The organism is Sphingobium sp. (assembly GCF_036170395.1).
Classification (GTDB): Bacteria; Pseudomonadota; Alphaproteobacteria; order Sphingomonadales; family Sphingomonadaceae; genus Sphingobium.
In genome coordinates, this window is the sequence record NZ_JAVHPD010000007.1 from 208,314 (window position 1) to 231,859 (window position 23,546).

Genomic DNA, 23,546 nt, shown 5'->3' on the forward strand with positions numbered 1-23,546 from the left:
CGCTGACGTTTCGCCAAAAATGGACTGAAACGTTAATGCTTTAGCTCGCCGTCGCGCGCCAGCAGATGCGCATAGCCGACCTCGGTCATCCACCGCGCGCGGGCCAGATGAGTGGCATGCATCCGCTCGGCGCGTTCGGGTTCGCGGCCTGGATCGATATCGAAAATGATGACCGCCTCTCGCCAATCGGCGCCGTCGGCGTCAGCGTCGAGCAATCGGAGATAGTCGGTAAAGTGCGCCTCGTCATAGGGCGTGATCGTCGGAAGCTCAGGCGCAATGTCGTCGAAACGGCAACTCATGGCAGCGAATCCTCCCTCTTGCCCGCGACTGCAATAACGGAACTGCCGCTGGAAAATACTTGCAAGTCATGCATAGCTGAACGCACCTTTTGCAGCGCCGAAGCTTAAGTCAGGCCAATACACCTTATAAGAGATAAACCTCATCAGGTGTATCGTCCAGCGTGCCGTGCATGGACATGCGCCGCCTCGTGGGACTGAACTTCGCGCGTTTGCGGCGCGACAAGGGGCTGACACAGGAGCAGTTCGCGGAGATGTCGGGATTTACCCAGCAATATGTCAGCGATCTGGAACGCGGGCGGCGCAACCCGACGGTGGTGACACTGTTTCATCTGGCAGGACCGCTCGGGGTCGAGCCGTGTGACCTTGTCGCGAAGATCGAAGACGACGCCTCCGATCCGGGCGGAATGGCGTAGTTCAGAATGCAAAGAGCCCCGCCCGGGTGTTCCGGGCGGGGCGTCTGGCGGGTTCAACCGTCGCTGCGGCGGCCGTTCGGGCGCGACCAGATGAGGCTGAAGCTCTCGCCGCCCTCATCATCGAAGAGATTGGCGTAGATCGGCGCGTTGAAGCTGGGATCGTCCAACTTGACTGCGAGATAGTCGCGGCCTTCGTTCGAGGTCTTGCTCCAGGCGGCGCCGATTTCGGCGCGGTTGACCAGAACCCGGTGCGAAGGTGCGTTGTCGTTGGTGCGGGTGTCCTGCGGGATAATGCGGACACCCTTGGCCTGAACCGAGAGGGTGACGATTTCGCCGGTGTATTCGCCCGAAGCCGTCTTTTTGAAAGTGCCGATGGTTGCCATGATGAAGTTCCTTTCCTTGGATCGAACCGCCCGATTGCGGTCTCGATGGGTGATCCAAAGGCCGGGACGGACCCCGCCGCACCGCTTGCGGCCGCAGCGTCAGCGGAGGACGGTGGGTGGCGAGTTTCTTGCCTCGCGAGGAATGACCGAAGGTCAGGGGAAGAAAGTCGTGAGGCCGCCGTTGCGGCTAGGTGGACGAGGCGTAGCCGGTCTCGGTCAGATCAATCCCACGACGAGATAGTGGTCGGGTAAGTTGCCCAAGAAATGAGGTATGGCGGCAATCTAAAGCGCTGGATTGGGTGCGGTGCGGGCCTTCACGTGCTCACATCGAACGCGACGCTTCAGGGACAGGCTGATTCGGTTAGTGCAGCAAAACGACCGCTTTGCGCCCCACACGCAGTCATTGAGGTTCGCCCGCCGACCGACTGAAAGCGGACGCGATAACCAATCGGCCTGAATGGTAAGTCTGGGATTGTTCTTAATTCCCCGGCCCTCCAACTCCAAAGAGGGCTTCTCCGCGACCGGACGTTTCGGAGATCGCTGGATTTTGAGCCACAAGCGACGTGGCAGGGGCCAGTTAAGGAGATTCAGGGCTCAGCCAATCGGCAAGCAAAATTGCACGGTAATGAGCCTACCTGTCACGAGCACTCGCAGTCGCAGGGTCTAAGTCGTCGCGGCAAGCTTGACGGCCTCCACATGCGTATTTGCCGGCTGGTCCTGGTCGGCGCGCTCCGAATAACGATCGACGAGCTGATTCCCGTGGGGTCGCAGAAGTACTGTGAAGCGAACCAGTTCCTCCACCACATCCACGATGCGGTTGTAGTAGCTTGATGGCTTCATGCGCCCCGCCTCGTCGAACTCCTCGTAGGCCTTGGCCACGCTCGACTGGTTCGGGATCGTGAACATACGCATCCAGCGGCCAAGAATGCGAAGCGTGTTGACGCTGTTGAAGCTTTGCGATCCGGCACTGACCTGCATCACCGCAAGTGTGCGGCCCTGGGTCGGGCGCCGGCCCTTGTAGGCCAGCGGCAGATGATCGATCTGCGTCTTCATGATCCCGGTGATCTGGCCGTGGCGTTCCGGGCTGCACCAGATCTGCCCTTCCGACCACAGGGAATGTTCGCGCAGTTCATGCACTGCCGGATGGTCGTCGCCGTCGACCTGGTCCGGCAAGGGCAGATCGGAAGGATCGAATATCCGCGTCTCGCATCCGAAAAATTTCAGCAGCCGCGCCGATTCCTCGACCACGAGGCGTGAATAGGAGCGTTCGCGCAGCGACCCGTAGAGCAAGAGGATGCGCGGTGGCGGATCTAGCTCGCCGAGGCCGAGTGCCGGCCGGCAGTAGGCATATTCGGGCCTCAACGCAGGCAGGTGTTCGGGGTCGGTCAAAGTGCGCAAGCGGTGGAATGGTCCGTCGGTCATGCCCGTCCCTCCGCAGGAACGCTGTCGGGAAACCAGCGTCGCCCGAACCAGAACGCGACGTTGACCAACAGGATCAGCACGGGCACCTCGACCAGAGGACCGATCACCGCAGCAAAGGCGACGGGTGAGGCCAATCCGAACGCGGCGATGGCAACGGCAATCGCCAGCTCGAAATTGTTGCCCGCGGCCGTGAAGGCGACCGCGGTGGTACGCGGGTAATCGCTGGCGATCAGCTTGCCCATGAAGAAGCTGATGCTGAACTGGACGACGAAGTAGATCGTCAGCGGAATGGCGATGCGGATCGTATCGCCGGGCAGCGTCAGGATGTCGCCGCCCTTGAGGCTGAACATGGCAGTGATGGTGAACAGCAGCGCGAACAGGGTGATCGGACCGATCTTCGGCAGGAAGGTGCGCTCATACCATTCATTGCCCTTGGCCTTCACCAGCCACTTGCGCGTGAGGAACCCGGCAAGAAACGGAATACCCAAATAGATCAGCACCGCTTCGGCGATCGTCCAGAAGCTGATGTTGATCACGCTGCCCTCGAGCCCGAAAAGCGGCGGCAGAAAGGCAAGGAAGAACCACGCATAGATGCTGAAGAACAGGATCTGGAAGATCGAGTTGAACGCCACCAGCGCGGCGACATACTGGTTGTCGCCTTTGGCCAGCTGGTTCCAGACGATGACCATGGCGATGCAGCGCGCCAGGCCGATCAGGATGAGGCCGGTCATGTATTCCGGTTTGTCCGACAGGAAGATGACCGCCAGCGCGAACATCAGCACTGGCCCGATGATCCAGTTCTGGATCATCGAGATCGCCAGAACCCGCTTGTCCTCGAACACGCGCGGCAATTCCTCATAGCGCACGCGCGCAAGCGGCGGGTACATCATCAGGATCAGGCCGACGGCAATGGGGATGTTGGTGCTGCCCCAGGACAGGCTGTCGATGGCCGACGGCAAGCCGACAAACGTCGAACCCAGCCCGACGCCAAGCGCCATGGCGAGGAAAATCCACAAGGTGAGATAGCGATCGAGGAACGACAGGCGTTCGCGCTTGGGCTGGGCGGTCATGGTCGGTCCTGCTCAGCTGCCGACGCGATTGCCGGCGGCGTCGATCACCTGCTCGCCGTCTTCCTTGGCGAAGGCCCCTCGCTGGTCTGCCGGGATGAGATCGAGCACCGCTTCGGAAGGACGGCACAGCTTCACGCCAAGCGGCGAAACCACCAGCGGGCGGTTGATCAGGATGGGATGCGCCATCATCGCGTCGATCAGTTGCGCATCGGGGATGTCCGGATTGTCGAGGCCCAGCTCGGCATAGGGCGTGCCCTTTTCGCGCAGCAAGGCGCGGGGCGTGATGCCGGCACGTTCGATCAGGCTTTCGAGCAAGGCGCGCGACGGCGGCGTCTTGAGATATTCCACGACGTGCGGCTCAATCCCTGCGTTTCGGATCATGGCAAGCGCATTGCGCGACGTTCCGCATTCCGGGTTATGGTAGATGATGATGTCGATGGTCATGCGCTTGCTCCACTGCTGGCGCCTTCGCTCGTGCCGATTTCCGTGAGCCTTTGCTTCATCGCCATCTCGTCGATGCTGGCGATCGGCAGCGTCAGGAACAGCGAGATGCGGTTCGTCAGATAGCGCAGAGCCTGCAGAAAGGCGTCGCGCTGGCCGTCGCCCTCAACGGCCGCCGGATCTTCGATTCCCCAGTGCGCAGTCATCGGATGCCCGATCCACACCGGGCATGTCTCGTCGGCGGCACTGTCGCAAACCGTAAAGATGAAATCGAATTCAGGCGAACCGGGCTTGGAAAACTCGCTCCAGCTCTTCGAATACATCCCGGTCGTATCATAGCCCATGCCGTTCAGCACCGAGAGCGCCATCGGATGAACCTCGCCCTTGGGCTGGCTCCCGGCGCTCCAGGCGTGGAAGCGGCCGGCGCCGAGCTTGTTCATTACCGCTTCGCCCAGGATCGAGCGGGCGCTGTTGCCGGTGCACAGGAACAGGACGTTGTAAATCTTGTCTGACATGAGGAGCCTCAGGCGTTAGCGGGTTGAGCTGCGCTGCAGGTGAGATCGCCGAGCAGATCAGCGCACATTTCCGGCGCGCCCTGGCAGCAATCCTGCATCAGGAATGCGAGCAGACGGCGCATGCCGGCAAAGTCTGCCCGGTAGCGGATCACGCGGCTTTCGCGTTCCGAGTAGACAAGGCCCGCGCGCTCCAGCGTCGCCAGATGGTGCGACATGGTCGAGGGCGGCACGCTGGCTGCCTGCGCCACTGCCCCCGCGATCAGGCCCTCAGGACCCGCCTGGACCAGCATACGGAACACCGACAAGCGCGTCTCATGTGCAAGGGCGCCAAGCGCATCAACCGCCCAGACGCTGCTGTTGAGATCGTTCATGATTCTACCCTTCGAGAATCATCGAATAGCGCTATCGTACGGTTTGTCCATCGAATGTTCTAACATGATCGAAATATGATGCGTGAGGGTCACATGGCTGTCATAGCGCGATGCGACGGCAAGATGCCTCGAAGGAGCAATCACGTTGATCGCCAAACATATGCTCGTCGCCGTGATGGCCCTGTCCTCCCTGATGGCCTCGGTGGCCACGGCGCAGGAAACAGCATCCCACCCCAGCACGACCGAGGCCTATCGCGCCCAGGCGCGGGCCGAGTTGGCGCGGCTTGAACAGAGCAGACCGGTCGAAGGGCCCGCGCGCAACGTGATCATCTTCATCGGGGACGGGATGGGCGTGAGCACCTTGACCGCGGCCCGCATTCATGGGGGCCAGCAGGCCGATGTTGACGGGGAATCCTATGCGACCGCGATCGACAGGCTGCCTTACACCGCTCTTGTCAGGACCTACTCGCACGACGGACAGGTGTCCGATTCCGCTCCCACGGCCACTGCAATCCTCGCTGGGGTCAAAACCAGAAACGGCGTGATCGGCGTCGGTCCCGAGGCGGCCGAGAATGATTGCGGTGCCAGCAGAAGACACGAGCTACCGTCGCTCTTCGGTATCGCTCAAGCGCAGGGAAGGGCCACCGGGGTCGTCTCGACTGCACGCATTACACATGCGACGCCTGCCGCCGCCTATGCCCACACGCCGCAGCGCGACTGGGAAGCCAACGGCGATCTTCCGGAGGCTGCGACGAAGCAAGGATGCACTGACATCGCGAGGCAGTTAATCGAAGGCGGAATCGGTTCGCGCCTCGACCTCGTTCTGGGGGGCGGGCGTGCAAATTTCTTGCCCAGCTCGGCGGCCGATCCCGAGCATCCGAAGCAGCGCGGCAAGCGGACCGACGGTCGCGACCTTGTCGCTGAATGGCGCAAGCGTAATCCCCGGGGAGCCTGGGTCCGGACGACCGGCCAGTTGGCGAAGGTCGATCTGGCCCGCACGCCGCGGCTGCTGGGCCTCTTCGAGCCCGACCATATGCAGTATGAAGCCGATCGGGATACCAGCGATGCGGGAGAGCCATCGCTCGAGCAAATGACACGTGCTGCGATCACGATGCTTGGCTCGAAGGAAAAGGGCTTCGTCCTGCTGATCGAGGCCGGCCGGATCGATCATGCCCATCATGCGGGCAACGCGCGGCGGGCGCTCGAAGATACAATCGCACTCGACAAGGCGGTTGCCGCTGCGCTCGAGATGACCAATTCCGCTGACACACTGGTCATCGTCACGGCCGACCACAGCCATACGTTCTCGATCAGCGGATACCCCGGTCGCGGCAATCCCATCCTGGGTGCAGCGGCTGTCGGTGGCCAACCGCTCAAGGCCAAGGACGGCAAGGGTTATACCACGCTCGCCTATGCAAATGGGCCGGGTGCGGTCATCGACGGCCCGCGAGAGGACCCGCTTGGCACAGATACGACCAGCCTGGAGTATCGCCAGCAGGCACTTGTCCCGCTGGGCTCTGAAACCCACGCCGGTGAAGATGTTCTCGCCTTTGCCTCCGGGCCGATGGCGCACCTGTTCAAGGGCACGATCGAGCAACACAGCATCTTCTACCTGATCGAGAAAGCCCTCGCGGCCCAATAGCTCTCACGCGGGTCACCGCGGCGATTGGCGGATTGCGCATTGCCGACTATGATGTTCTGTCCATGGAACATCACGAGATATTGTCCGGGTTCATCCGTCTGCACATCCTCCATCACGCGGCGGAGGAAGAAATCTACGGGCAGTGGATGATGGAGGAACTCGCCCATCACGGCTACCGGATGAGCCCGGGCACGCTCTATCCCATGCTCCACGCCCTGGAGAAAAAGGGCTATCTCACATCCCGGGAAGAGCAGCACGGACGAACATTCCGCAAACTGTACCGCGCGACAGACATGGGCAGGGACGCCCTGCGCATCGGACGCGAGAAACTGCGCGAGCTGTTCAGAGAAGTCGGTGATCGGCCTTCACAGGGCAGCTAACTCTTCGAGTTCCGGAAATCGAGCGACCAACGTCCGGCACCAGCCAGCAGTAGATAGATGGCACCGCACAGCATCGCCCAATCCGTGCGCGTCTCGTGGGTGAAGCTCAGAAAACCGTAGCGGTCGAGCTCGCGCAGGCTGAACCCGCCCCATTCTCGACCAAGCAGGATCGGGATCTTGGTCGAGATGATTGCAACGATCATCGTGATGATGATCGGCACCGCAGCGGCGCGGGTAGCAAAGCCGACAAGGAACAGGATCCCGGCGAGCAGCTCCACCCAGCCGACGAAGGGACCGAAGAATTCCGGGTAGGGTATGCCGATCTTGGCGAACCGTCCGGCTCCCAGAATGTCGGGGTGCGTGAGCTTCTGCAGACCTTCCGGGATGAACACACCCGCGAGTGACAGGCGTATGAGGATCGACCAGGTCGCCTGGCCAGGCGACATCCACCAGGACTTGTTCATGGGTTCACTCCCTTTGTGTTGATCCAGAGGCGACGCGTCAGACGGCGCCAGACAAGGCCTACACCGATCAGCCCAAGCCCTGCAGCCCAGATGCCGACCGGCACCCAGAAGGCGAGGAACAGGCAGGCAATCAGGCCGGCGACTGCGATCCATCGCGGATACAGCCTCGCCTCTTTGGGCATTTTCAAAGCTGCAAGATTGGTGATCGCATAATAGAGCAGGACGGTGAAAGCGCTGAAGGCCCAGGCGGTTTCCACGCTGCCGACGGCCGCGAGGATCGCGGTGCCGCCGCCGACCAGCACGACAGCCGCCGTTGGCGCGCGGCCATCGCCGCTGACCTTTCCAAAAACGGGGGGCAGGTCGCCCTGCCGCCCCATCGCAAGGACGACCCTAGACAGCCCGAGCAAGAGATTGAGCAGAACACCGAGCATCGCGGTCGTCGCACCGATCGCCACGATTGCAGCCAAGGGCGCACCGGAGAGCGAGCGCGCGGCAAGCTCGAGCGGAGTCGCCATGGCCTCACTGCTGCCAGCGAAAGCCCTCGCGCCGCCCGCTCCCACGGCCACCAGTGCCACCAGCACATAGACGATTGCCGTGATGGCCATGGTCAGGATGATGGCGCGCGGGATGGTCCTGCGCGGCTCGATCACTTCTTCGCCAAGTGTGGCGACCCGGCCATAGCCAGTATAGGCCACGAACATGAGCGCAGTTGCATAAAGGAAGGCCTGCGCGCCTCCTGCGCCTGACGCTGGCGCGATGGGCAAAAGATTAGCCGATCGTTCGCCCAGCACTTGCGGCAGACCCAATGCGACAAGGGCGCCAAGTGCAAGGAGCGTGACCGCGACGATGATCGTATTGGCGTGGCTGGAGCGTTTGATGCCGGTCAGCACGAGCACCACGAAGACAACAACGGTGGCGACTGCCAAAACCGGCATCCAAACCAGATCGACGCCGGCCAGACGAAGCGCATACCCTGCAAAGCCGAGCGCGGCTGTCGCAGCGGAGGCAGACTTGGCAATCAGAAACAGCCAACCGGCTGAGAAACCCAAGGTCGGGTTCAGATAGCGATAGCCATATTCATAGGTGCCACCGGCGACCGCATGGCTGGCCGCAAGTTGCGCGCTGGAAAGGGCATTGCAGGCAGCCACCAGTGCCGCGAGCCCGATTGCCAGGATGACTGATGCACCGGTGACGCTTGCGGCGATCCCAATGCTGACGAACACTCCCGTCCCGATCATCGAACCGAGCCCGAGCATCGTGGCGCCAAAGATGCCAAGTTCGCGGCGAAGGCGCCCGGCCTCTAGGGATTCGCTCATTCAGCAACCCGCGCAGGGGGGACAAGGTCGAACACCTCCTGATTATTCATATACTCCACTTTTTCGGCCGTGTGGCACGCTTGGCAGGCGGTCTTTGCGCGCGCAAAACCCCGCCATGCGCGCGCGGGATCTCCGGACTTGAGATCGCCTTCCACGTCCGCCCAAACCGGGGTCAGGAACAGAGCCTCCGCATTCGCTTGACGCGCGGGGCGCTTGGCAACGCCATTCTCAATCGTCGTCTTGATCTTTTCCCAGTGATACAGGGCGAGCTCGGTATTGCCGCGGCTTAGCGCTTCATGCATCCGGGCATAGCGTTCTCCGACTTCCCACATCGGTTGATCGAAGCCGCGCATCTGGCGCTGGATCTGACGGAAGCGTTCATCGTCGCTGTTCGCCTTGAGGAGCCAGTCGTTTGGTTTAAGGCCATCCGACTTGCTTTGCTGATTGCATGCTCCCAGACAAGCCAAAGCGGCGATGAGAAAGATGCGGATATTCAAGCTGTATCGCACGGTCTGCTCCCTCGATCGGACAAAGCGATTCCTTGCCAGCCCCATGCTATAAACGCACTCAGCCGAAATTCGATATCGAATATCGTTATCGATTAGCATATACTCGCGCAAGTCAGCCGCCGGATCGGATGTCACGCGATCACGCTGCGGACGGGCTGCGGGTTAAGCGGATAATTCGAAACCGAACCAACTTTTTGCTGGGCGGCAGGTCGTCTGAAGCAACACACCACACACCGTTCTTCAGTACGGATCGTAAACACGCATAATCAGCATCGGGTCGCCATCGTAATCGGCATCGGTCATCACCGCGTAGCCATCGCTGGTCTGGATGAGCACCACGCAGGTCATCAGGGTCTTGGCGAGGCTCCAGGCGAACTTCTGGGCGGTGGGAAGCGACATGATCTTTGCTCCTGTTTCAGGAGCGGGGACCGCCCCCGCTCGACAGGCGCACAGGCGACCGACGCGCGGCCGCGATCACCGAAAGCGGAGCTGAAGGCCGCAAGCTGTGCTTAGCGGACCCCTTGCGGGTTGATCGTCACAAGGCAGCGCATAGGTCAGAGGTAGCCAGAGAGAGCGGGGCGTGCCCGCTTCGAAACGCGGTGCAGTGTCGTTTCACCGCCGGGAAGGTCGCTGGCGTACCGCTAACGCTGATGACTGATGGGGCAGTGCTCCAGCCATTGGTCACGCATGCCACGCTCAGGTCGGCGGCTGACTCTTGCGGAAATCGAATACTGGGATGCCGAGTTTGCGGGCCTTGTCGGCAAGGTTGTCCTGAATGCCGGTGCCGGGGAACACCACGACCCCGATCGGCAGCACATCGAGCATCGCATCGTTGCGCTTGAACGGCGCAGCCTTCGCGTGCTTGGTCCAATCGGGCTTGAATGCGACCTGCGTGACCTTGCGATTGTCGGCCCAACAGGCAGCAATGCGCTCAGCACCTGATGGCGCACCGCCATGGAGCAGAACCATATTCGGATGTTTGGCTCGCACGCGATCGAGTGCTGTCCAGATGGCGTCCGTATCGTTGCAGTCCTTGCCGCCGGTGAAGGCGACCTTGGTGCCAGTTGGCAGCATGACCTCGGTTTCGGCACGGCGGCGGGCGGCGATGAAGTCGCGGCTGTCGACCATGGCTGCAGTCAGCGCGAGGCGATTGACGAGGCTGCCGTGGCGGGGGTGCCAAGCCGAGCCGGTATGGGTGCGATAGAGATCGCAGGCAGCATCACGCATCAGTTCATGGGCATTGCGCCGCTCGATCAATGTCAGGCCCTGGGCCAACAATCGTTCCAATTCGAGCGAAGCGACCTCGGAGCCGTCCTGTTCGCGCTGCGATCGTCGTTGCGCCTGCTCATTGTCGTCGAGCTCGCGTTCGACGCGCTCGGCGGCACGGTGGAACAGGTTGACCGTCGACCATAGCAGGTCATCGAGATCGGGTTCGAGCCGCGTGTCGGCAAGCGTACCGATCAGGGCGTCGAAAATATCGGCGACGGCCCCGGCGACCCGGTCGCCTTCGGGCAGTGGTCGCGGGTCGGGTTCGTCATGGAATGGCCGGAAGCCATAGAGTTGCAGTTCATCGAGAATATGCGCTGTGGCGGATTGCTCCTGGGGCTCTTCGTGCTCGGTCATGACAGTCGCTCCGTTGTTGGACCGCGCCTCTCGCGGCCTTCATGGGCGAGCAAAGAGCGGGGGCGGATCGGGCTGGCACCTCCGGCCGAAGCGCAGCGGAGGATGGCGAGCACGACTTTCTTGGCGCGCGAGGAGCCGCGCATCCGGGGTCCCCGCGCGGCTTGACGCGTGGGGTGGTCGCGGCGGGGAAGAAAGTCGCGCGCAGCCGTTGCCGGCCCGGTCGGCTTCCGCTTCTCTCGCCCCTCTCGAAGGCCGAGGCGCGGCTCTGTCAGGGGAGTGACGGGTCATGGCAAACGTAGCTCGGACGCAGAGACGTCAACGCCTATGCTCAGCCGATGAACTGTTCGGCATCCTCCGGGGCAAGCTGTACTCGCACCGCTGCCCGCATCTCGTCCCGGCCAAGGCGCTGCAAATCGTCGTTGAAGTCACCCAGGCTGGCAGTCAGCATCAATGGCTCGATACCAGCCCCGATCGCACGCTCGGCCAACGTGTCAGCCGCATGTTGTCCAGCGGGGTCGTTATCGCGCGCGATGTAGAGGCGGCGCAGCGATGGTGTGATTTGCAGCGCGGACAGGTGACCCGCTGAGAGACTGGCGATCATGGGCATGGTCGGCATTATCTGACGGAGCGACAATATCGTTTCGATGCCCTCTCCGGCGACCAAGACTGATCCGGCCTGACCGAACCGCAAGCCGTTGCCGAGGAGATGACCCATGGAGCGACGCGGAGTGGCGACGGGCGCCTTTCCGCTGCCGTTCGGATCGAGCCAGGTGCGGTGGATACCGGTCAAAGATCCGTCATCACTGCGGACTGCTGCAATCAATGCTGGGAACGCGCTCGGCGTGCCGGGTGGATCGTCTTCGTCGGCGCGATACCAGCAGCGGGGGTGGAACCGCAGCGAGCCGCACGCGCGCAGGTCGATGATGCCTCGCTGGCGCAGATAGGTCTCGGCAAGCGTGCCATGGATCGGCTGCGATATCGCCCACAGCCGTCGCGCAGCTTCCGGCGATCCGGTCGGTACGGGCGGCAGCGGTTCAAATGCCTCTGGCTCGGGTGGCGGCAGAGCGAGAAAGCGCCGCGCTTCATCGAGCGTGTCGGCGAGCGAGGCCAATCGCTGGTTGGCAGCAATGAGATCGAGCAGGTCTCCATGCTCGCCGGTGGCCGCATCGGTCCATTTGCCCGCAGCGCCCTTGCCGCCGTCGGGTCCGGTCAGTCGAACGAACAGGCTGCGCCCCGGCGTGCCTTCGATATCGCCAATGAGCCAGTAGCGGCCCTGTCGGCGGCCTTGGGGAAGGTAGTGGCGGCAGACGCTCTCGGCATTGCGAGCAAGCTGCCGTGCAAGGTCGGATGCATCGGGCATCTGATCCTCCTGAGACAAGAAGAGGGTCCGCCGGGGGAAACGACGGACCCTCAGTTGCGAGCGGGTCTGGGGAGCGCGACCTACTCGGCGGCGACGGCGAAGGGGGTGTCGCCCTCGGCCCCGGCATTGTCGTCGATCGGCGCTTCGTCCGCCACGGACCGTGCGCCGTCGTCTCCCGCCGACTGCGCTTCGCCAAGGCCATCGGCATCGACAATGGCCTCATCGATGGGCGACTCGAACGCGCTTTCGGTGGGTGTTGGTATGGCGCGACCCGGCGTGCGGAGCGGTTCGGGCAACCAGCCGCTGCCTTCGAGCAGCACAGCCGCGCGTGCCGCCATGTCGGGCTTCTTGAGGTGGGCGATGCTCTCGGCCGCCCGTTCGCCCTTTGCTTCGGCCACTGCCTGAACGATCCGCGCCTTGGTCACTCGGCCGAGGAACGTGTCGGCTGTCGGCGTCCAGCCCGCCGCCGCCATGTCGAGATCGACCGCCTTGGCGAGCATATCGGCATGGACGAGCGCACGCGGCCTGCGGTTGTAAGCCTCGAACGTGGCGTTGACCGTGCAGGCGATGCAGTGGGCGAACAGCGCCTTCTGCTGCTCGCCGTCCATGTCGCCAAGCGCATCCCACAGTGCCTCGGGCTCAGAGGGCAGCAGATCGGCAAGCGCTTGGTGCCGCGCATCGATTGCCTGTGCCGACGCCGTATCGCCAAGGCCGGGCGCTTGCTGGCCGAACCCGACATGCTTGGCGTCGAGTTCGAGGCAGCTGTCGAGCGCGTAGCGGTAGAACAGCCGCAAGACGAGCGCATGGAGGCAGGCGTGGAATGCGACCTCGGGCGACCGGGCCACGGCATCGCGCAGCGCCAGCGTGCGGTGCGCAGTCAGTTCGGACATCAGCCGGTCAGGAATCGGGCGCAGGCCTTCATCCTCTTCCGGCTCAGCTGCCACCTCGACATTGTCGCTTTCGATATCGACCTGAGCGCCTTCGTGGCTGGTGCCATTGTCGGCGTGGCTGTTATCGTCCCCGCTAACGGCGCCCTGCTCGGGCTCTATGGGCAGTTCGTCCTCGGGCCGAACGAACCCGCGTTCGATCCGCAAGCTGCCATCCGGCGCAATGCTGACGAACGCACCGGCCCGCGCAACCTCGTCGGCGTCATAGGTGAGCGGTCGCTGGTCGAGCGCCTCGATCGCAGTCTCCAGTTCGCCGAGCCGTTCGTCGACCTCGTCGGGCAGCTCGGGCAAGTCCTCGTACTCGGCGGCCAGTGCGTCATATTCGGCCTGGAGCGCGTCGCGTGTGGCTTGCTCTTCGGCAGTGATCTCCACGGGCGTACCGCGCAGCTGGCGAAGCCCATAGGTGTGCCCGTACGGGAAGTCGGGCGCAGCATCGATCCAGTGCCAGCCTTCGGCCTGCGCCTTGATCGCCTCCTCGCGCAGGCGCTCGGAGACCATCAGGTCAACGAGGCCGACATCCTGCAGCCAGCCGCCATCATCGCCCTGGAACAGGTCACGCATGACGCCGCCGCCCGCCTCGATATAGGCATCGACGTCGATGAACCGGGCGCGCTTGTCGCAGGCACGTACCGCGCCTTCGGTCAGCATGCGCCGGATGGCGTATGGCTGGCGGTCGTAGGAGCCGGCGAGCCGCTCATAGACCTGCTCCTGCCGCTCATGATCGCCATTGACGGTGAACGCCATCAGCTGGTCGAGCGTGATCTCATCCTCGGCATAGGCGTCGAGGATCTTCGGCGACACGCTGGCGAGCTTCAGGCGTTGCTTGACCACCGCGACCGATACAAACTGGTGGGCGGCGATCTCCTCCTCGGACTGGCCCTTCTCGCGGAGCGCCAGAAATGCACGGAACTGGTCGAGCGGATGTAGCGGAGCGCGCTGGATGTTCTCGGCCAGGCTGTCTTCCTCGGCATCGCCTTCGGTGCGGATGATGCACGGCACCGGCGCGTTGCGCGGCAGCTGCTTGCGCTTCACCAGCAATTCGAGCGCCCGGTAGCGGCGACCGCCCGACGGCACTTCGAACATGCCGGTCTCGTTGCCATCGGCATCGACGACGACTCGCACGGTGAGCGACTGCAACAGCGTGCGCCGAGCTATATCATCAGCGAGGTCTTCTATGCCGACGCCCGCCTTGATCCGGCGGACGTTGGCCTGCGACAGCACCAGCTTGTCAAACGGGATGTCGCGCGAAACGCTGAGCGCGAGCTTGGGATTGGACTTGGGCATGATACTTCTCCGGACAGCTCGGCCGGGAGCCACTCTCCCGACACCTCGAACCGTCACGAAGCGAAGCGCCGCCCTCTTCCTTTCGAAGAGAGCGACGCCGCGTATCGGAACGACCGTGGAGACGAAGACTTACGCCGTGACCCGGTCGAACAGCTTCTTCGCGCGACCCTCCAGATCGAGGCGCGCGTCCTGCTGCGCCTTGCCGCGCGCGAAGGCGGTGATGCCCTGAACGAAGTCGAACACGGACTCGGGCGGGCGGCCTTCTTCGGCGAGTACCGTGTCGATGATCTTCGCAGTCTCGGCCTTCCCGAACCCGCGGTTGCGCAGGAAGTCGGTGCGATCTTCGTCAGAGCGCGCGACGATGCGCTCGCGCGCCTGCCGGATGCCGTTGACGAACGGTAGCGGCGAGGAATCGGCGAACCGGGTTAGCGCTGGTGCCGCCTCATGCGCAAAGCGGTTGGCGGCGTATTTGCTATGCCGGATGCTGATCTCCTCGAAGTCTTCGACGCCCCAAAGGTTGCGGTTCTGGCAGACGGCGCGAAGGTAGAAGCTGGCGATGCCGAGTGTCTTGGCTCCCACCTCGCTGTTCCAGCAATAGAAGCCGCGGAAGTAGAGGTCGGGCGATCCATCGGGCAGCTTGCCCGCTTCGATCGGGTTGAGGTCGTCGACCAGGAAAAGGAACACGTCGCGGTCGCTGGCATAAAGCGTGGTCGTATCGTCGCTGATATCGACCATGGGGTTATAGATGCCCGTCGACCAATCGAGCACGCCAGGCACTTTCCAGCGCGTATCGCCGGTGCCGTTGCCAGCGATACGCTGCACGGCGGCAACCAGTTCATGGTCGTAGATGCGGCCATAATCTGGACCGGTGACGGCGCGCAGTTCCATGCGGCCATCGTCGGTTTCCAGCGTCTTGATTTGTTCAGCGCGGTGGTTGGTCAGGCCATATTGCAGGTTGATGCCGGCGAGCGGCGCAGGCAACTGGCGCAGATATGCCGCTGGCGCGCCGACCAAAGCTGCCAGCTGGCCGAAGCTCCAATGCGTCGGTGCAATTGGCTGTTCCGCACCCGGCAGGATCAGGTCGAGCCGTTCGGCATTGTCGCGGCTGGCTTCGACCCGGACGGCGGCGCTCTCTACCGTCCGCGTTCGGCTGCGTTCGGCGCGGCCTTTCACCGATGCCATCAGCGCATCGAGCGACATATAGCGCTCATCGGCAGGCCGGCTGAACCATTCCGATGATACCCGCCCGACCCGCTGGCCACGACCGACATCCACCTTGTAGCCACCGCTCCGATCGGGGCTCGCGTCGAGAACTTGAACTTGTGTCATGACAGGTCTCCGCGACGGCCCGGCCGGGAGCCTCTCTCCCGACACTCGAACCGTCACGGCGACAGCCGCCGACCTCTTCCTCTCAAAAGGAATTCAGCGCATCCTGCGCCACGGTGTGACACACGTCGTGCGCTCTCCTATGCTCTCGGGCACGCCAAATGCCGCCACTCGTACGGGAAACGGTGATTACCCGGTGATTACTCTCGCGAAGGCTGCTACGACAAACCAGAAGATTTGTACTGATATATCAATATCTTATGCGGAATTAGCCATTAAGGTGTGGTACTTCCGATACCGCCGCCACTGACAGCGCGGGCCTGAAGCGAACAGCGAGTGGGACAGCTGTTTGGCCTTTTTGCATGGCTTTGATGATATAGCTGCTTGATAGGACATGATCCTATGATACATCTATATCATGGAATCATCCGACCCGCCCTGGCTGGCGCTGCTTCATCAACTGCCGGCGAAGCCGCCCTATCTGCGGGTGCGGATATGGCGGCGGTTGCAGGCGATCGGCGCGGTGCCGCTCAAGAACGCTGTGCATGTCCTGCCGCCCTCGCCGGAGGCCGAGGAAGCGCTGCGTGCGCTGTTGCGGGAGATTGAGGAGAGCGGCGGCGAGGCGACGCTGATCGCGGCGCGGCTGATCGCCGGGCAGAGCGACCAGGATATGCGCCGGCTGTTCGATGCCGCGCGCGACGCCGATTATGCCGAAATAGCGCAGAACGCCCGCCGGCTGATCGATACCGGTCCGGCCAGCGGCGTGGAGATTGCGCGGCTGCGCAAGCGATTGGACGAAGTCGGGCGGATCGACTTTTTCGGCGCGCACGGCCGGCAGCAGGCGGAGGCCGCGCTCAGCGATCTCGACCGGCAGCGCTACAGCCACCCCGATGTCCGCCGCGATACGCCGGCCCCCGCCCCTGCCCCCGCCGACCTCAAGGGCCGCACCTGGGTGACGCGCAGCGGCGTGCATGTCGACCGCATCGCCTGCGCCTGGCTGATCCGCCGCTTCATCGACGGCGACGCGCGTTTCCGCTTCGTCGACAGGCGCAGCCATGATCCCGCGCCGGGCGAGCTGCGCTTCGACATGGCCGACGCGGAGTTCACCCATGAGGAGGATCGGTGCAGCTTCGAGACGCTGCTGCTGCGCGCTGGCCTGACCGACGACGCCGCTCTGGTCGCGATCGGGGAGATCATCCATGATCTCGACATCGGCGACGACTGTTTCGGCCGCCCCGAGACGGCGGGGGTCGGCGCGATGCTGTCCGGCGTGTGCGCCGCGACCGAAGACGATCTGGAGCGCATCGCCCGCGCCGGCGCGGCGCTCGACCAGTTCCATGCCCATTTCAGCCAGAAGAAGAGGGACAGATGACCGAGCTTGCCGCCGCGCCCGCAGCACCCCGCGACCATGGCATATCGCTCGCCGAAGCGACGCGCGTCTGGGCGCGGATCGCTGCGCTCAGCTTCGGCGGGCCGGCGGGGCAGATCGCGGTGATGCACCGCATCCTCGTCGAGGAGAAGAAGTGGATCGGGGAGTCGCGCTTTCTCCATGCGCTCAATTACTGCATGTTGCTGCCGGGGCCGGAGGCGCAGCAGCTCGCCGTCTATATCGGCTGGCTGCTTCATCGCACCAAGGGCGGGCTGATCGCCGGCGGGCTGTTCGTGCTGCCCGGCTTCCTCGCGATATTGGCGCTGAGCTATGTCTATGTGCTGCTGGGCCATGTGCCGCTGATCGAAGGGCTGTTCTTCGGGCTGAAGGCGGCGGTGCTGGCCGTCGTGGTGCAGGCGGTCGCTCGTGTCGGCGGGCGCGCGCTCAAGAACAATGCCATGCGCGGCATCGCGGCGGCGGCGTTCGTCGCCATCTTCTTCCTCGACGCGCCCTTCCCGCTGATCGTCATCGCCGCCGGGCTGATCGGTTATATCGGCGGGCGCAGCGGCCTGCCCCAGTTCAAGGGCGGCGGCGGGCATGGCGCGTCGGGCGGCGCGGTGGTGCAGGATCGCGACACCGCGCTCGGCGAAGCGCTGCCCGACCATGCCCGGCCCGATTATGGCTGGTCGCTGCGGATCTGTTCGGTGCTGCTGCTGCTCTGGCTGGGGCCGGTGCTGGCGCTGTTCCTGATCCTGGGGCCGGACGATGTGTTTTCCCGCATCGCCGGCTTCTTCAGCCAGATGGCGGTGGTGACCTTCGGCGGCGCTTACGCGGTGCTCGCCTATGTCGCGCAGGCGGCGGTGGACACGTTCGGCTGGCTGCGGCCGGGCGAGATGCTCGATGGCCTCGGTATGGCGGAGACGACGCCGGGGCCGCTCATCATGGTGACGCAGTTTGTGGGTTTCCTCGCCGCGTTCCGCGACGCCGGGACGCTGCCGCCGCTGGTGGCCGCGACATTGGGGGCGGTGCTGACGACCTGGGTGACATTCGTGCCTTGTTTCCTGTGGATTTTCGCGGGTGCGCCCTTCATCGAGCGGCTGCGCGGCAATCAGGCGCTGTCGGCGGCGCTGACCGCGATCACGGCGGCGGTAGTGGGGGTGATCCTGAACCTGGCGCTGTGGTTCGCGATCCATACTTTGTTCCGCCGGGTGGTGGCGGCGCCGACGCCGACCGGGGCGATCGACCTGCCTGTGCTTGCCTCGATCGACTGGCCGGCAGCCTTGCTCTCGGTCGGCGCGCTGGTCGCGGTGTTCCGCTTCAAGGTAGGGGTGCTGCCGGTGCTGGCGGCCTGCGCCGCGATCGGCGCGGTCTATGTGCTGGCGGTTTGACCTAATCGCCGCCGCCGCATCCGCCGCATCCTCCACCGCCATCGCCTGAGCCGGAGTCGCTGCTGCCGCCGCCGTCCGACCCGCTCGCGCGGCGCAAGGCGTGATAGTCCGACCAGGTGGAGCCGGCGAGGACGGCGGTGCCGTAGAGGGCGACGGCCAGCCCCATTTCCTCCGTCAAGGGCGCGCGGCGCAGGCGGCCGCTGTCCGCCTGCGCGCGGTCGAGCGCCTTGATGCCGGCCTGGGTCCGGCGGTCGAGCGCGAAGAAGCGGATCACCGCCGCCACCAACGTCAGCAGCAACAGGAAAGTGAGAATGCCCACCGGCTTGTCGCGCATCGTGCCGATGTCCCATTTGATCGCGCCGAAGAGCAGCGCGGCAAGCAGGGGCAAGGTCTGCCAGAAGCGCAGGCGCAGCGCCTCGCCGGCGTCCATCAGCAGCCCGTCGCGCGCCAGCGCGCGCTCGACCGGATCGGCATAGTCGCTGGCGGTGCGCTCGATTTCCGCCCAGCCGAACTCGCCGGGCAGCCGCAATATGGCGGTCTCCGCCGGGCTGTGGCCGCCGCCCTGCCCTTGCGCCGACAGCTTGCGGCTCGGGGAAACGGCAAGGCGCCCGGCGGTGAGCAGGCGGGTGACAAGGGCGTCCAGGAAGCGCGTGCGCCCGCCGGCGAGGTAGGCGAGCTGGTCGGGATCGGTGACGCGGCGTTCGCGCCCTTCGGGCCGCAGCCAGAAAGGCAGGCCGATGGCGGCGGTCAGCGCCAGCAGCAGCAGGCCGGAATAGAGGATGAGAAACGGTCCGCCGCTAAGGTCAAAGGGACCAAGGGGCATAAGATGCAGCCTTTCCGATGAGAGGAATGAGCAACAGCAGAAGCAGCAGGGCGGCGACGAGGACAGTCCGACGCCGGGGGAGGATGAAGGCGTCGGCGGGGTGGACCCGGCGGGCCTTGGGGTCGTGGAGCAGGCGGCGGGCGGCGGAGGGCCAGATGTCGGCGGGGGGCGGATGGCCGAACATGGCTTCGTAGCGGTGCAGCGTGCGCGCATATTGGGCGAAGAAGCGGCCGCGCTCTACCGGGCCGCCGGCGGTGGGATCATGGTGGAGGGGACGGCCCAGGACTTGCGGGCAGAAGCGGTCCCAATAATCGCGGCTGTAGGTCAGGTGGAGGTGCCAGGCCTGATCCACCGCGTCGGAAGGGGTGACGGGCTCCGCGCCGGTCGCGGCGAGGAAGCAGAAGCGGCGATATTCCTCCAGCACCCGGTCGGCGAAGGCGGCGGTCCAGCCATTTTCGCGGGCGAGCCGGGCGGCGAAGGACAGGGATGCGTCCGCCGGGCCGATCTCATAATCTGCGATCCTGGCCCAGATCGGGTGGTCCTGCGGCGGACCGGAAGGACGGGATGCGGCTTGCATCTGCTATCTCTACTAGCATGGTAGAGTAGTTTATGCAAGCAGCGTCTGGTCAGGCGTCCTCCAGTTCCTCGAAATCCTGGTCCTGGAGGAATTTTTCGACGTCGAGCGCGGCCATGCAGCCCATGCCCGCCGCCGTCACTGCCTGACGGTAGATTTTGTCGGTGACATCGCCCGCCGCGAATACGCCGGGGATGGACGTGCGGGTCGTGCCCTTTTCCACCAGCAGATAGCCTTCGTCGGTGGGGAGCTTGCCGGCGAAGAGTTCGGTCGCGGGGTGATGGCCGATAGCGACGAAGCCGCCGTCGGTCGGGATATGGCTCTTTTCGCCCGTCACCGTATCGATGAGGTCGACGCCTACCAGCCCATCGGGCGTGCCGCCGCCGACGAAGCGCTCGACCGCCTTGTTCCACACCACCTTGATATTGGGGTGGGCGAAGAGACGCTTTTGCAGGATCTTTTCGGCGCGCAGGCTGTCACGGCGGTGGATCAGGGTCACGTCATGGCTGTGGTTGGTGAGGTAGAGGGCTTCCTCCACCGCGGTGTTGCCGCCACCGATCACCACCACCTTCTTGCCGCGATAGAAGAAGCCGTCGCAGGTGGCGCAGGCGGACACGCCCTTGCCCTGGAGATGCTCCTCGCCCTCCACGCCCAGCCATTTCGCCTGCGCGCCGGTGCAGATGACCAGAGTGTCGGCGACATAGAGCGTGCCGCTGTCGCCGCGCAGGCGGAAGGGCCGCTCGGAGAGGTCCACGTCGACGATCTGGTCATACATCATCTGCGCGCCGACATGCTCGGCCTGCGCCTGCATCTGCTCCATCAGCCACGGCCCCTGGATGACATCGCGGAAACCGGGATAATTTTCGACATCGGTGGTGATGGTAAGCTGCCCGCCCGGCTGCATCCCCTGCACCACGATCGGCGCGAGGCCCGCGCGCGCGCCATAGATGGCGGCGGACAGGCCAGCGGGGCCGGAGCCCAGGATCAACATGCGGGTGGAATGGGTGGCGCTCATCTCGGGCTTTCGGTTCGTGCGATTCGGGTTGGGGATGAGAGATAGGGACCGGGGGTTAGGGTGCCAAGCGATGGATTTGCATGGGGACGGGGAAGATGGGGTTTGGTTGGGGTCCGGGGTGTGGGTGCGGGTTTCCTACGAAGTATACAGTGTCGTGGGGGTTTTTGAGGCGAAGCGGCTGCGAGGCGCTCGCGACGCGCTCGCGACGCGCCTTCTGGGTCACGGGTGGGTCATTGGTGGGTCACAATGGCGTGGCGGGTAAGTCGCGGGGGTGCGGCGGCGGGGGTGCGGGTTGGCGCGCGTGGAGGGGTATGGGCGGGTCTTCATCGGGGAGGATAGAGCATCGGAAGTCCTATTAGGGAAGAGCGGTTCGCCCGAAGGCTGATTTTAAGATACCCGATGGGCGCCCCATCTCGTCACCCCAGCGAAGGCTGGGGTCTCAGGCGTCAGGGCACAAGGTCGGAGAGATCGCGCCATTCGGGATTGCCTTCCTCGATCAGCCGAATTTCCAGCCCCGCTTCCATGCCTTCAGCGCCCTTTCCCGCGCGATGGCAGAGCCGATGTCGTCATGCTGTTCGACCAGAACCAGGCGGGTCAGATTATACCGCTTGCAGAAGGCCGATCCTGTGCCGCTGCGGTGCTGCGCGACGCGCGCGGCGACATCGGCGGTAACGCCGATATAAAGGACGCCTCTTGGCTTGTTGGCCAGGAAGTAGGTGTAGCCGCCTCGCGCCATGCCCCACCGTGGCGCGCCGCCGCCTGAGATGCCAGCCTCCGCTGGCATGACGAGCAAATTTGGGCAACGCCCATGAAGAGCGATAGGTCGGCTTGTGGTTTGCGATACGGCCAACTGGCTGGCGCTCTGCTAAGGCGGTCTCTTTCTCTTGTATCTCCCGGTCACAATGCTATCTTACCTCCGCCTTACCATTGGAGCATAGCATGGGCGTCCATGACCGCATCACCACCACCGTATCGACCAAGGGGCAGGTCATCCTGCCCAAGGCGATCCGGGACGGGAAGAATTGGGCCGCCGGGACAAAACTGTTAGTTGAAGAGACGGCGGAGGGCGTTTTGCTCAAAGCCGCGCCGCTATTCTCCGTGACCGAGATGGATGCCGTGTTTGGCTCGCTGCGGTCGGACCGGGCGGCCTTGTCGGTCGAGGAGATGGACGCCGTGATCGCGCGGGAGGCGGCGCGGCGTGCGGGGGATTGACACCAATATCGTCATCAGACTGCTGACCGCCGATGACGCGGCGCAGGCCGAAGCTGCTCGCCGCGCGATCGAGGAGGGCGAGATTTTTCTGGGGCTTACCGTCGTGCTGGAGGCGGAATGGGTGTTGCGCGCGGGATATGGCTTTGCGCCGGAGCGGATCGCGGACGCGCTGCGTGGGCTGGCGGGGTTGCGGCAGGTCCGGGTCGAGGAGCCCGCCGTTCTGGCTCAGGCGCTGGACTGGATGGAGGGCGGGATGGACTTCGCCGATGCGCTGCATCTGGCGCGGTCGGCGCATTGCAGCGCCTTTTTGACGTTCGACCGGAGGTTCAAGAAGCGGGCGGCGGGGATGGAGGCGGTTCCGGTGGAGGTGCCGGGTTGAGGGACGGTTTGATCGGTTAGACTTTGCGCGACTGGTTTTAGGTCAATCACACCCAGTTCCGTTCGACCCTTCCACAAACTCGGCGAAGCATGTTCTTCAAAGAAGGAAGAGCCCTTCGACAGGCTCAGGGCGAACGGCTCTATTGGGGCGCGATGATCTAGGTCCGTTCTGTCGGGTTACCTGGCGAAGGCCGGGGGTCCAGTCGAGAGGGCGGGACTGGGCCCCGGCTTTCGCCGGGGAACAAGGGGTGCTGTGTCGCTCCTTTCAATCCAGCACGTTGGGCAGATCCTCGAAGCCTTTGCGCAGCGCTGCGCCCCAGCTTTGGGAAATGCGGGCGAATTCTTCGTTGTCGGCTTCTATGCGGGTGCGGACGCGGAAGTCGAAGATGTCGCGTTGGATGACGGTCAGGTCCAGCGGCATCCCCACGGACAGGTTCGAGCGCAGGGTCGAGTCCATCGAGACCAGTACCGCCTTGGTCGCGTCCTCCAGGCTGGTTTCGCGCTTGATGATGCGGTCGAGGATGGGCTTGCCGTACTTGTGCTCGCCGATCTGGAAGAAGGGTGTGTCCTCGGTCGCCTCGATGAAATTGCCGGCGGAGTAGATGAGGTAGAGGCGCGGCTTGCCGCCCTTGCGCTGGCCCGCGATCATGATCGACGCGCCGGAGGAGGCGGAGCCGCCCATCTCGATATTCTCGCGATAGCGCTGCTGCATCGCCTGCATCGCCGTGCCCACGATCTGCGCAACGCGGTGCATCGTGTCGCAGTTGAGGATGGTTTCGATGCCGGGGTCAAGCGCCGACTCCTTGATCGCCTTGCTGAGCGTCGCCTTCACCCCCTGGGTGATGGAGAGGTTGCCCGAGCAGAGCATGGTGATCGCCCGGTCGCCGGGGACATGATAGGTGAAGCTCTTCCGGAACCGGGCGATATTGTCCATGCCCGCATTGGTGCGGGTGTCGGACAGCATGACCAGCCCCTGGTCCACGCGCACCGCCACACAATAGGTCATGGCCCCCCGGCCCTCC

At 64.1% G+C, this 23,546-nt stretch carries 26 protein-coding genes and 1 pseudogene; 7 read left to right on the forward strand and 20 right to left on the reverse strand.

What is annotated here, in order from left to right; genetic code table 11:
- Positions 1 to 32: 32 nt before the first annotated feature.
- Entirely contained in the window at positions 33 to 299 is a 267-nt protein-coding gene (locus V2B31_RS02630; RefSeq protein WP_328275035.1) for a hypothetical protein, read from the reverse strand.
- 170 nt (positions 300 to 469) lie between these two features.
- On the opposite strand from V2B31_RS02630, the gene V2B31_RS02635 reads away from it, so the two are divergent.
- Positions 470 to 712 (forward strand): helix-turn-helix domain-containing protein, encoded by a 243-nt coding sequence (locus V2B31_RS02635; protein ID WP_328275037.1) that lies wholly within the window; start codon positions 470 to 472, stop codon positions 710 to 712.
- Positions 713 to 765: 53 nt separating this feature from the next.
- Here the strand turns inward: V2B31_RS02635 and V2B31_RS02640 are convergent, their stop codons facing one another.
- The 6 genes from V2B31_RS02640 to V2B31_RS02665 all read right to left on the reverse strand — a co-directional run bounded on the left by V2B31_RS02640 (position 766) and on the right by V2B31_RS02665 (position 4,914).
- A complete protein-coding gene (locus V2B31_RS02640) occupies positions 766 to 1,095 on the reverse strand; it encodes a DUF736 domain-containing protein (protein WP_328275039.1) in 330 nt (109 codons plus the stop codon).
- Between the two features lie 663 nt (positions 1,096 to 1,758).
- Positions 1,759 to 2,517, reverse strand: coding sequence for an arsenical resistance protein ArsH (gene arsH, locus V2B31_RS02645; RefSeq protein WP_328275041.1), 759 nt, complete (start codon positions 2,515 to 2,517; stop codon positions 1,759 to 1,761).
- Positions 2,514 to 3,587: an ACR3 family arsenite efflux transporter gene (arsB, locus tag V2B31_RS02650; protein ID WP_328275043.1), complete on the reverse strand. Its 1,074-nt coding sequence runs from the start codon at positions 3,585 to 3,587 to the stop codon at positions 2,514 to 2,516. The genes arsH and arsB overlap by 4 nt, the downstream gene beginning before the upstream one ends.
- Before the next feature lie 12 nt (positions 3,588 to 3,599).
- Positions 3,600 to 4,031, reverse strand: a complete 432-nt coding sequence (gene arsC / locus V2B31_RS02655) for an arsenate reductase (glutaredoxin) (RefSeq protein ID WP_328275045.1) — start codon at positions 4,029 to 4,031, stop codon at positions 3,600 to 3,602.
- Positions 4,028 to 4,543 (reverse strand): arsenate reductase ArsC, encoded by a 516-nt coding sequence (locus tag V2B31_RS02660; protein WP_328275047.1) that lies wholly within the window; start codon positions 4,541 to 4,543, stop codon positions 4,028 to 4,030. The genes arsC and V2B31_RS02660 overlap by 4 nt, the downstream gene beginning before the upstream one ends.
- Before the next feature lie 8 nt (positions 4,544 to 4,551).
- Positions 4,552 to 4,914 (reverse strand): ArsR/SmtB family transcription factor, encoded by a 363-nt coding sequence (locus tag V2B31_RS02665; protein WP_328275049.1) that lies wholly within the window; start codon positions 4,912 to 4,914, stop codon positions 4,552 to 4,554.
- Between the two features lie 145 nt (positions 4,915 to 5,059).
- Between V2B31_RS02665 and V2B31_RS02670 the strand changes: the two genes are divergently transcribed.
- Both V2B31_RS02670 and V2B31_RS02675 read left to right on the forward strand, forming a co-directional pair.
- Positions 5,060 to 6,556: an alkaline phosphatase gene (locus V2B31_RS02670; RefSeq protein ID WP_328275051.1), complete on the forward strand. Its 1,497-nt coding sequence runs from the start codon at positions 5,060 to 5,062 to the stop codon at positions 6,554 to 6,556.
- A 62-nt stretch (positions 6,557 to 6,618) separates the two neighbouring features.
- Positions 6,619 to 6,936, forward strand: coding sequence for a PadR family transcriptional regulator (locus V2B31_RS02675; protein WP_328275052.1), 318 nt, complete (start codon positions 6,619 to 6,621; stop codon positions 6,934 to 6,936).
- Here V2B31_RS02675 and V2B31_RS02680 read toward each other — a convergent pair.
- From V2B31_RS02680 to V2B31_RS02715, 8 genes are all read right to left on the reverse strand, one after another.
- Complete coding sequence (locus V2B31_RS02680) at positions 6,933 to 7,400, reverse strand: DoxX family protein (RefSeq protein ID WP_328275053.1); 468 nt, start codon at positions 7,398 to 7,400, stop codon at positions 6,933 to 6,935. The two genes, V2B31_RS02675 and V2B31_RS02680, sit on opposite strands and share 4 nt — an antisense overlap.
- On the reverse strand, positions 7,397 to 8,716 hold the full coding sequence (locus V2B31_RS02685) for an APC family permease (protein ID WP_328275055.1): 1,320 nt from the start codon (positions 8,714 to 8,716) through the stop codon (positions 7,397 to 7,399). The genes V2B31_RS02680 and V2B31_RS02685 overlap by 4 nt, the downstream gene beginning before the upstream one ends.
- Positions 8,713 to 9,225, reverse strand: coding sequence for a hypothetical protein (locus tag V2B31_RS02690; protein WP_328275057.1), 513 nt, complete (start codon positions 9,223 to 9,225; stop codon positions 8,713 to 8,715). Before V2B31_RS02690 ends, V2B31_RS02685 begins: the two co-directional genes overlap by 4 nt.
- 240 nt (positions 9,226 to 9,465) lie before the next feature.
- Positions 9,466 to 9,624 carry a hypothetical protein gene (locus V2B31_RS02695; RefSeq protein WP_328275058.1) on the reverse strand — a complete coding sequence of 53 codons (159 nt, stop codon included), beginning with the start codon at positions 9,622 to 9,624 and terminating at the stop codon, positions 9,466 to 9,468.
- Positions 9,625 to 9,921: 297 nt separating this feature from the next.
- On the reverse strand, positions 9,922 to 10,848 hold the full coding sequence (locus V2B31_RS02700; RefSeq protein WP_328275060.1) for a DUF2493 domain-containing protein: 927 nt from the start codon (positions 10,846 to 10,848) through the stop codon (positions 9,922 to 9,924).
- Positions 10,849 to 11,176: 328 nt separating this feature from the next.
- On the reverse strand, positions 11,177 to 12,208 hold the full coding sequence (locus V2B31_RS02705; protein ID WP_328275062.1) for a DUF7146 domain-containing protein: 1,032 nt from the start codon (positions 12,206 to 12,208) through the stop codon (positions 11,177 to 11,179).
- Between the two features lie 80 nt (positions 12,209 to 12,288).
- Complete coding sequence (locus tag V2B31_RS02710; RefSeq protein WP_328275064.1) at positions 12,289 to 14,439, reverse strand: ParB/RepB/Spo0J family partition protein; 2,151 nt, start codon at positions 14,437 to 14,439, stop codon at positions 12,289 to 12,291.
- Positions 14,440 to 14,568: 129 nt separating this feature from the next.
- A complete protein-coding gene (locus V2B31_RS02715; protein WP_328275066.1) occupies positions 14,569 to 15,768 on the reverse strand; it encodes a DUF932 domain-containing protein in 1,200 nt (399 codons plus the stop codon).
- A 415-nt stretch (positions 15,769 to 16,183) separates the two neighbouring features.
- On the opposite strand from V2B31_RS02715, the gene V2B31_RS02720 reads away from it, so the two are divergent.
- Both V2B31_RS02720 and chrA read left to right on the forward strand, forming a co-directional pair.
- Positions 16,184 to 17,137 (forward strand): chromate resistance protein ChrB domain-containing protein, encoded by a 954-nt coding sequence (locus V2B31_RS02720; RefSeq protein WP_328275068.1) that lies wholly within the window; start codon positions 16,184 to 16,186, stop codon positions 17,135 to 17,137.
- On the forward strand, positions 17,134 to 18,522 hold the full coding sequence (gene chrA, locus V2B31_RS02725; RefSeq protein ID WP_328275070.1) for a chromate efflux transporter: 1,389 nt from the start codon (positions 17,134 to 17,136) through the stop codon (positions 18,520 to 18,522). Before V2B31_RS02720 ends, chrA begins: the two co-directional genes overlap by 4 nt.
- 1 nt (position 18,523) lies before the next feature.
- Here the strand turns inward: chrA and V2B31_RS02730 are convergent, their stop codons facing one another.
- From V2B31_RS02730 to V2B31_RS02745, 4 genes and pseudogenes are all read right to left on the reverse strand, one after another.
- Positions 18,524 to 19,345 carry a TIGR04222 domain-containing membrane protein gene (locus tag V2B31_RS02730; RefSeq protein ID WP_328275072.1) on the reverse strand — a complete coding sequence of 274 codons (822 nt, stop codon included), beginning with the start codon at positions 19,343 to 19,345 and terminating at the stop codon, positions 18,524 to 18,526.
- Positions 19,326 to 19,922, reverse strand: a complete 597-nt coding sequence (locus V2B31_RS02735; protein ID WP_328275074.1) for a glycine-rich domain-containing protein — start codon at positions 19,920 to 19,922, stop codon at positions 19,326 to 19,328. Before V2B31_RS02735 ends, V2B31_RS02730 begins: the two co-directional genes overlap by 20 nt.
- Positions 19,923 to 19,971: 49 nt before the next feature.
- On the reverse strand, positions 19,972 to 20,934 hold the full coding sequence (trxB, locus tag V2B31_RS02740) for a thioredoxin-disulfide reductase (RefSeq protein ID WP_328275076.1): 963 nt from the start codon (positions 20,932 to 20,934) through the stop codon (positions 19,972 to 19,974).
- Positions 20,935 to 21,380: 446 nt separating this feature from the next.
- A pseudogene (locus V2B31_RS02745) lies at positions 21,381 to 21,670 on the reverse strand (GIY-YIG nuclease family protein).
- Positions 21,671 to 21,873: 203 nt separating this feature from the next.
- Between V2B31_RS02745 and V2B31_RS02750 the strand changes: the two are divergent.
- Both V2B31_RS02750 and V2B31_RS02755 read left to right on the forward strand, forming a co-directional pair.
- Positions 21,874 to 22,146: an AbrB/MazE/SpoVT family DNA-binding domain-containing protein gene (locus V2B31_RS02750; protein WP_328275078.1), complete on the forward strand. Its 273-nt coding sequence runs from the start codon at positions 21,874 to 21,876 to the stop codon at positions 22,144 to 22,146.
- A complete protein-coding gene (locus V2B31_RS02755; protein WP_328275080.1) occupies positions 22,133 to 22,525 on the forward strand; it encodes a type II toxin-antitoxin system VapC family toxin in 393 nt (130 codons plus the stop codon). Before V2B31_RS02750 ends, V2B31_RS02755 begins: the two co-directional genes overlap by 14 nt.
- 264 nt (positions 22,526 to 22,789) lie before the next feature.
- Here V2B31_RS02755 and V2B31_RS02760 read toward each other — a convergent pair whose 3' ends face one another.
- Positions 22,790 to 23,530, reverse strand: coding sequence for a peptidase (locus V2B31_RS02760; protein WP_328275082.1), 741 nt, complete (start codon positions 23,528 to 23,530; stop codon positions 22,790 to 22,792).
- Positions 23,531 to 23,546: the final 16 nt, after the last annotated feature.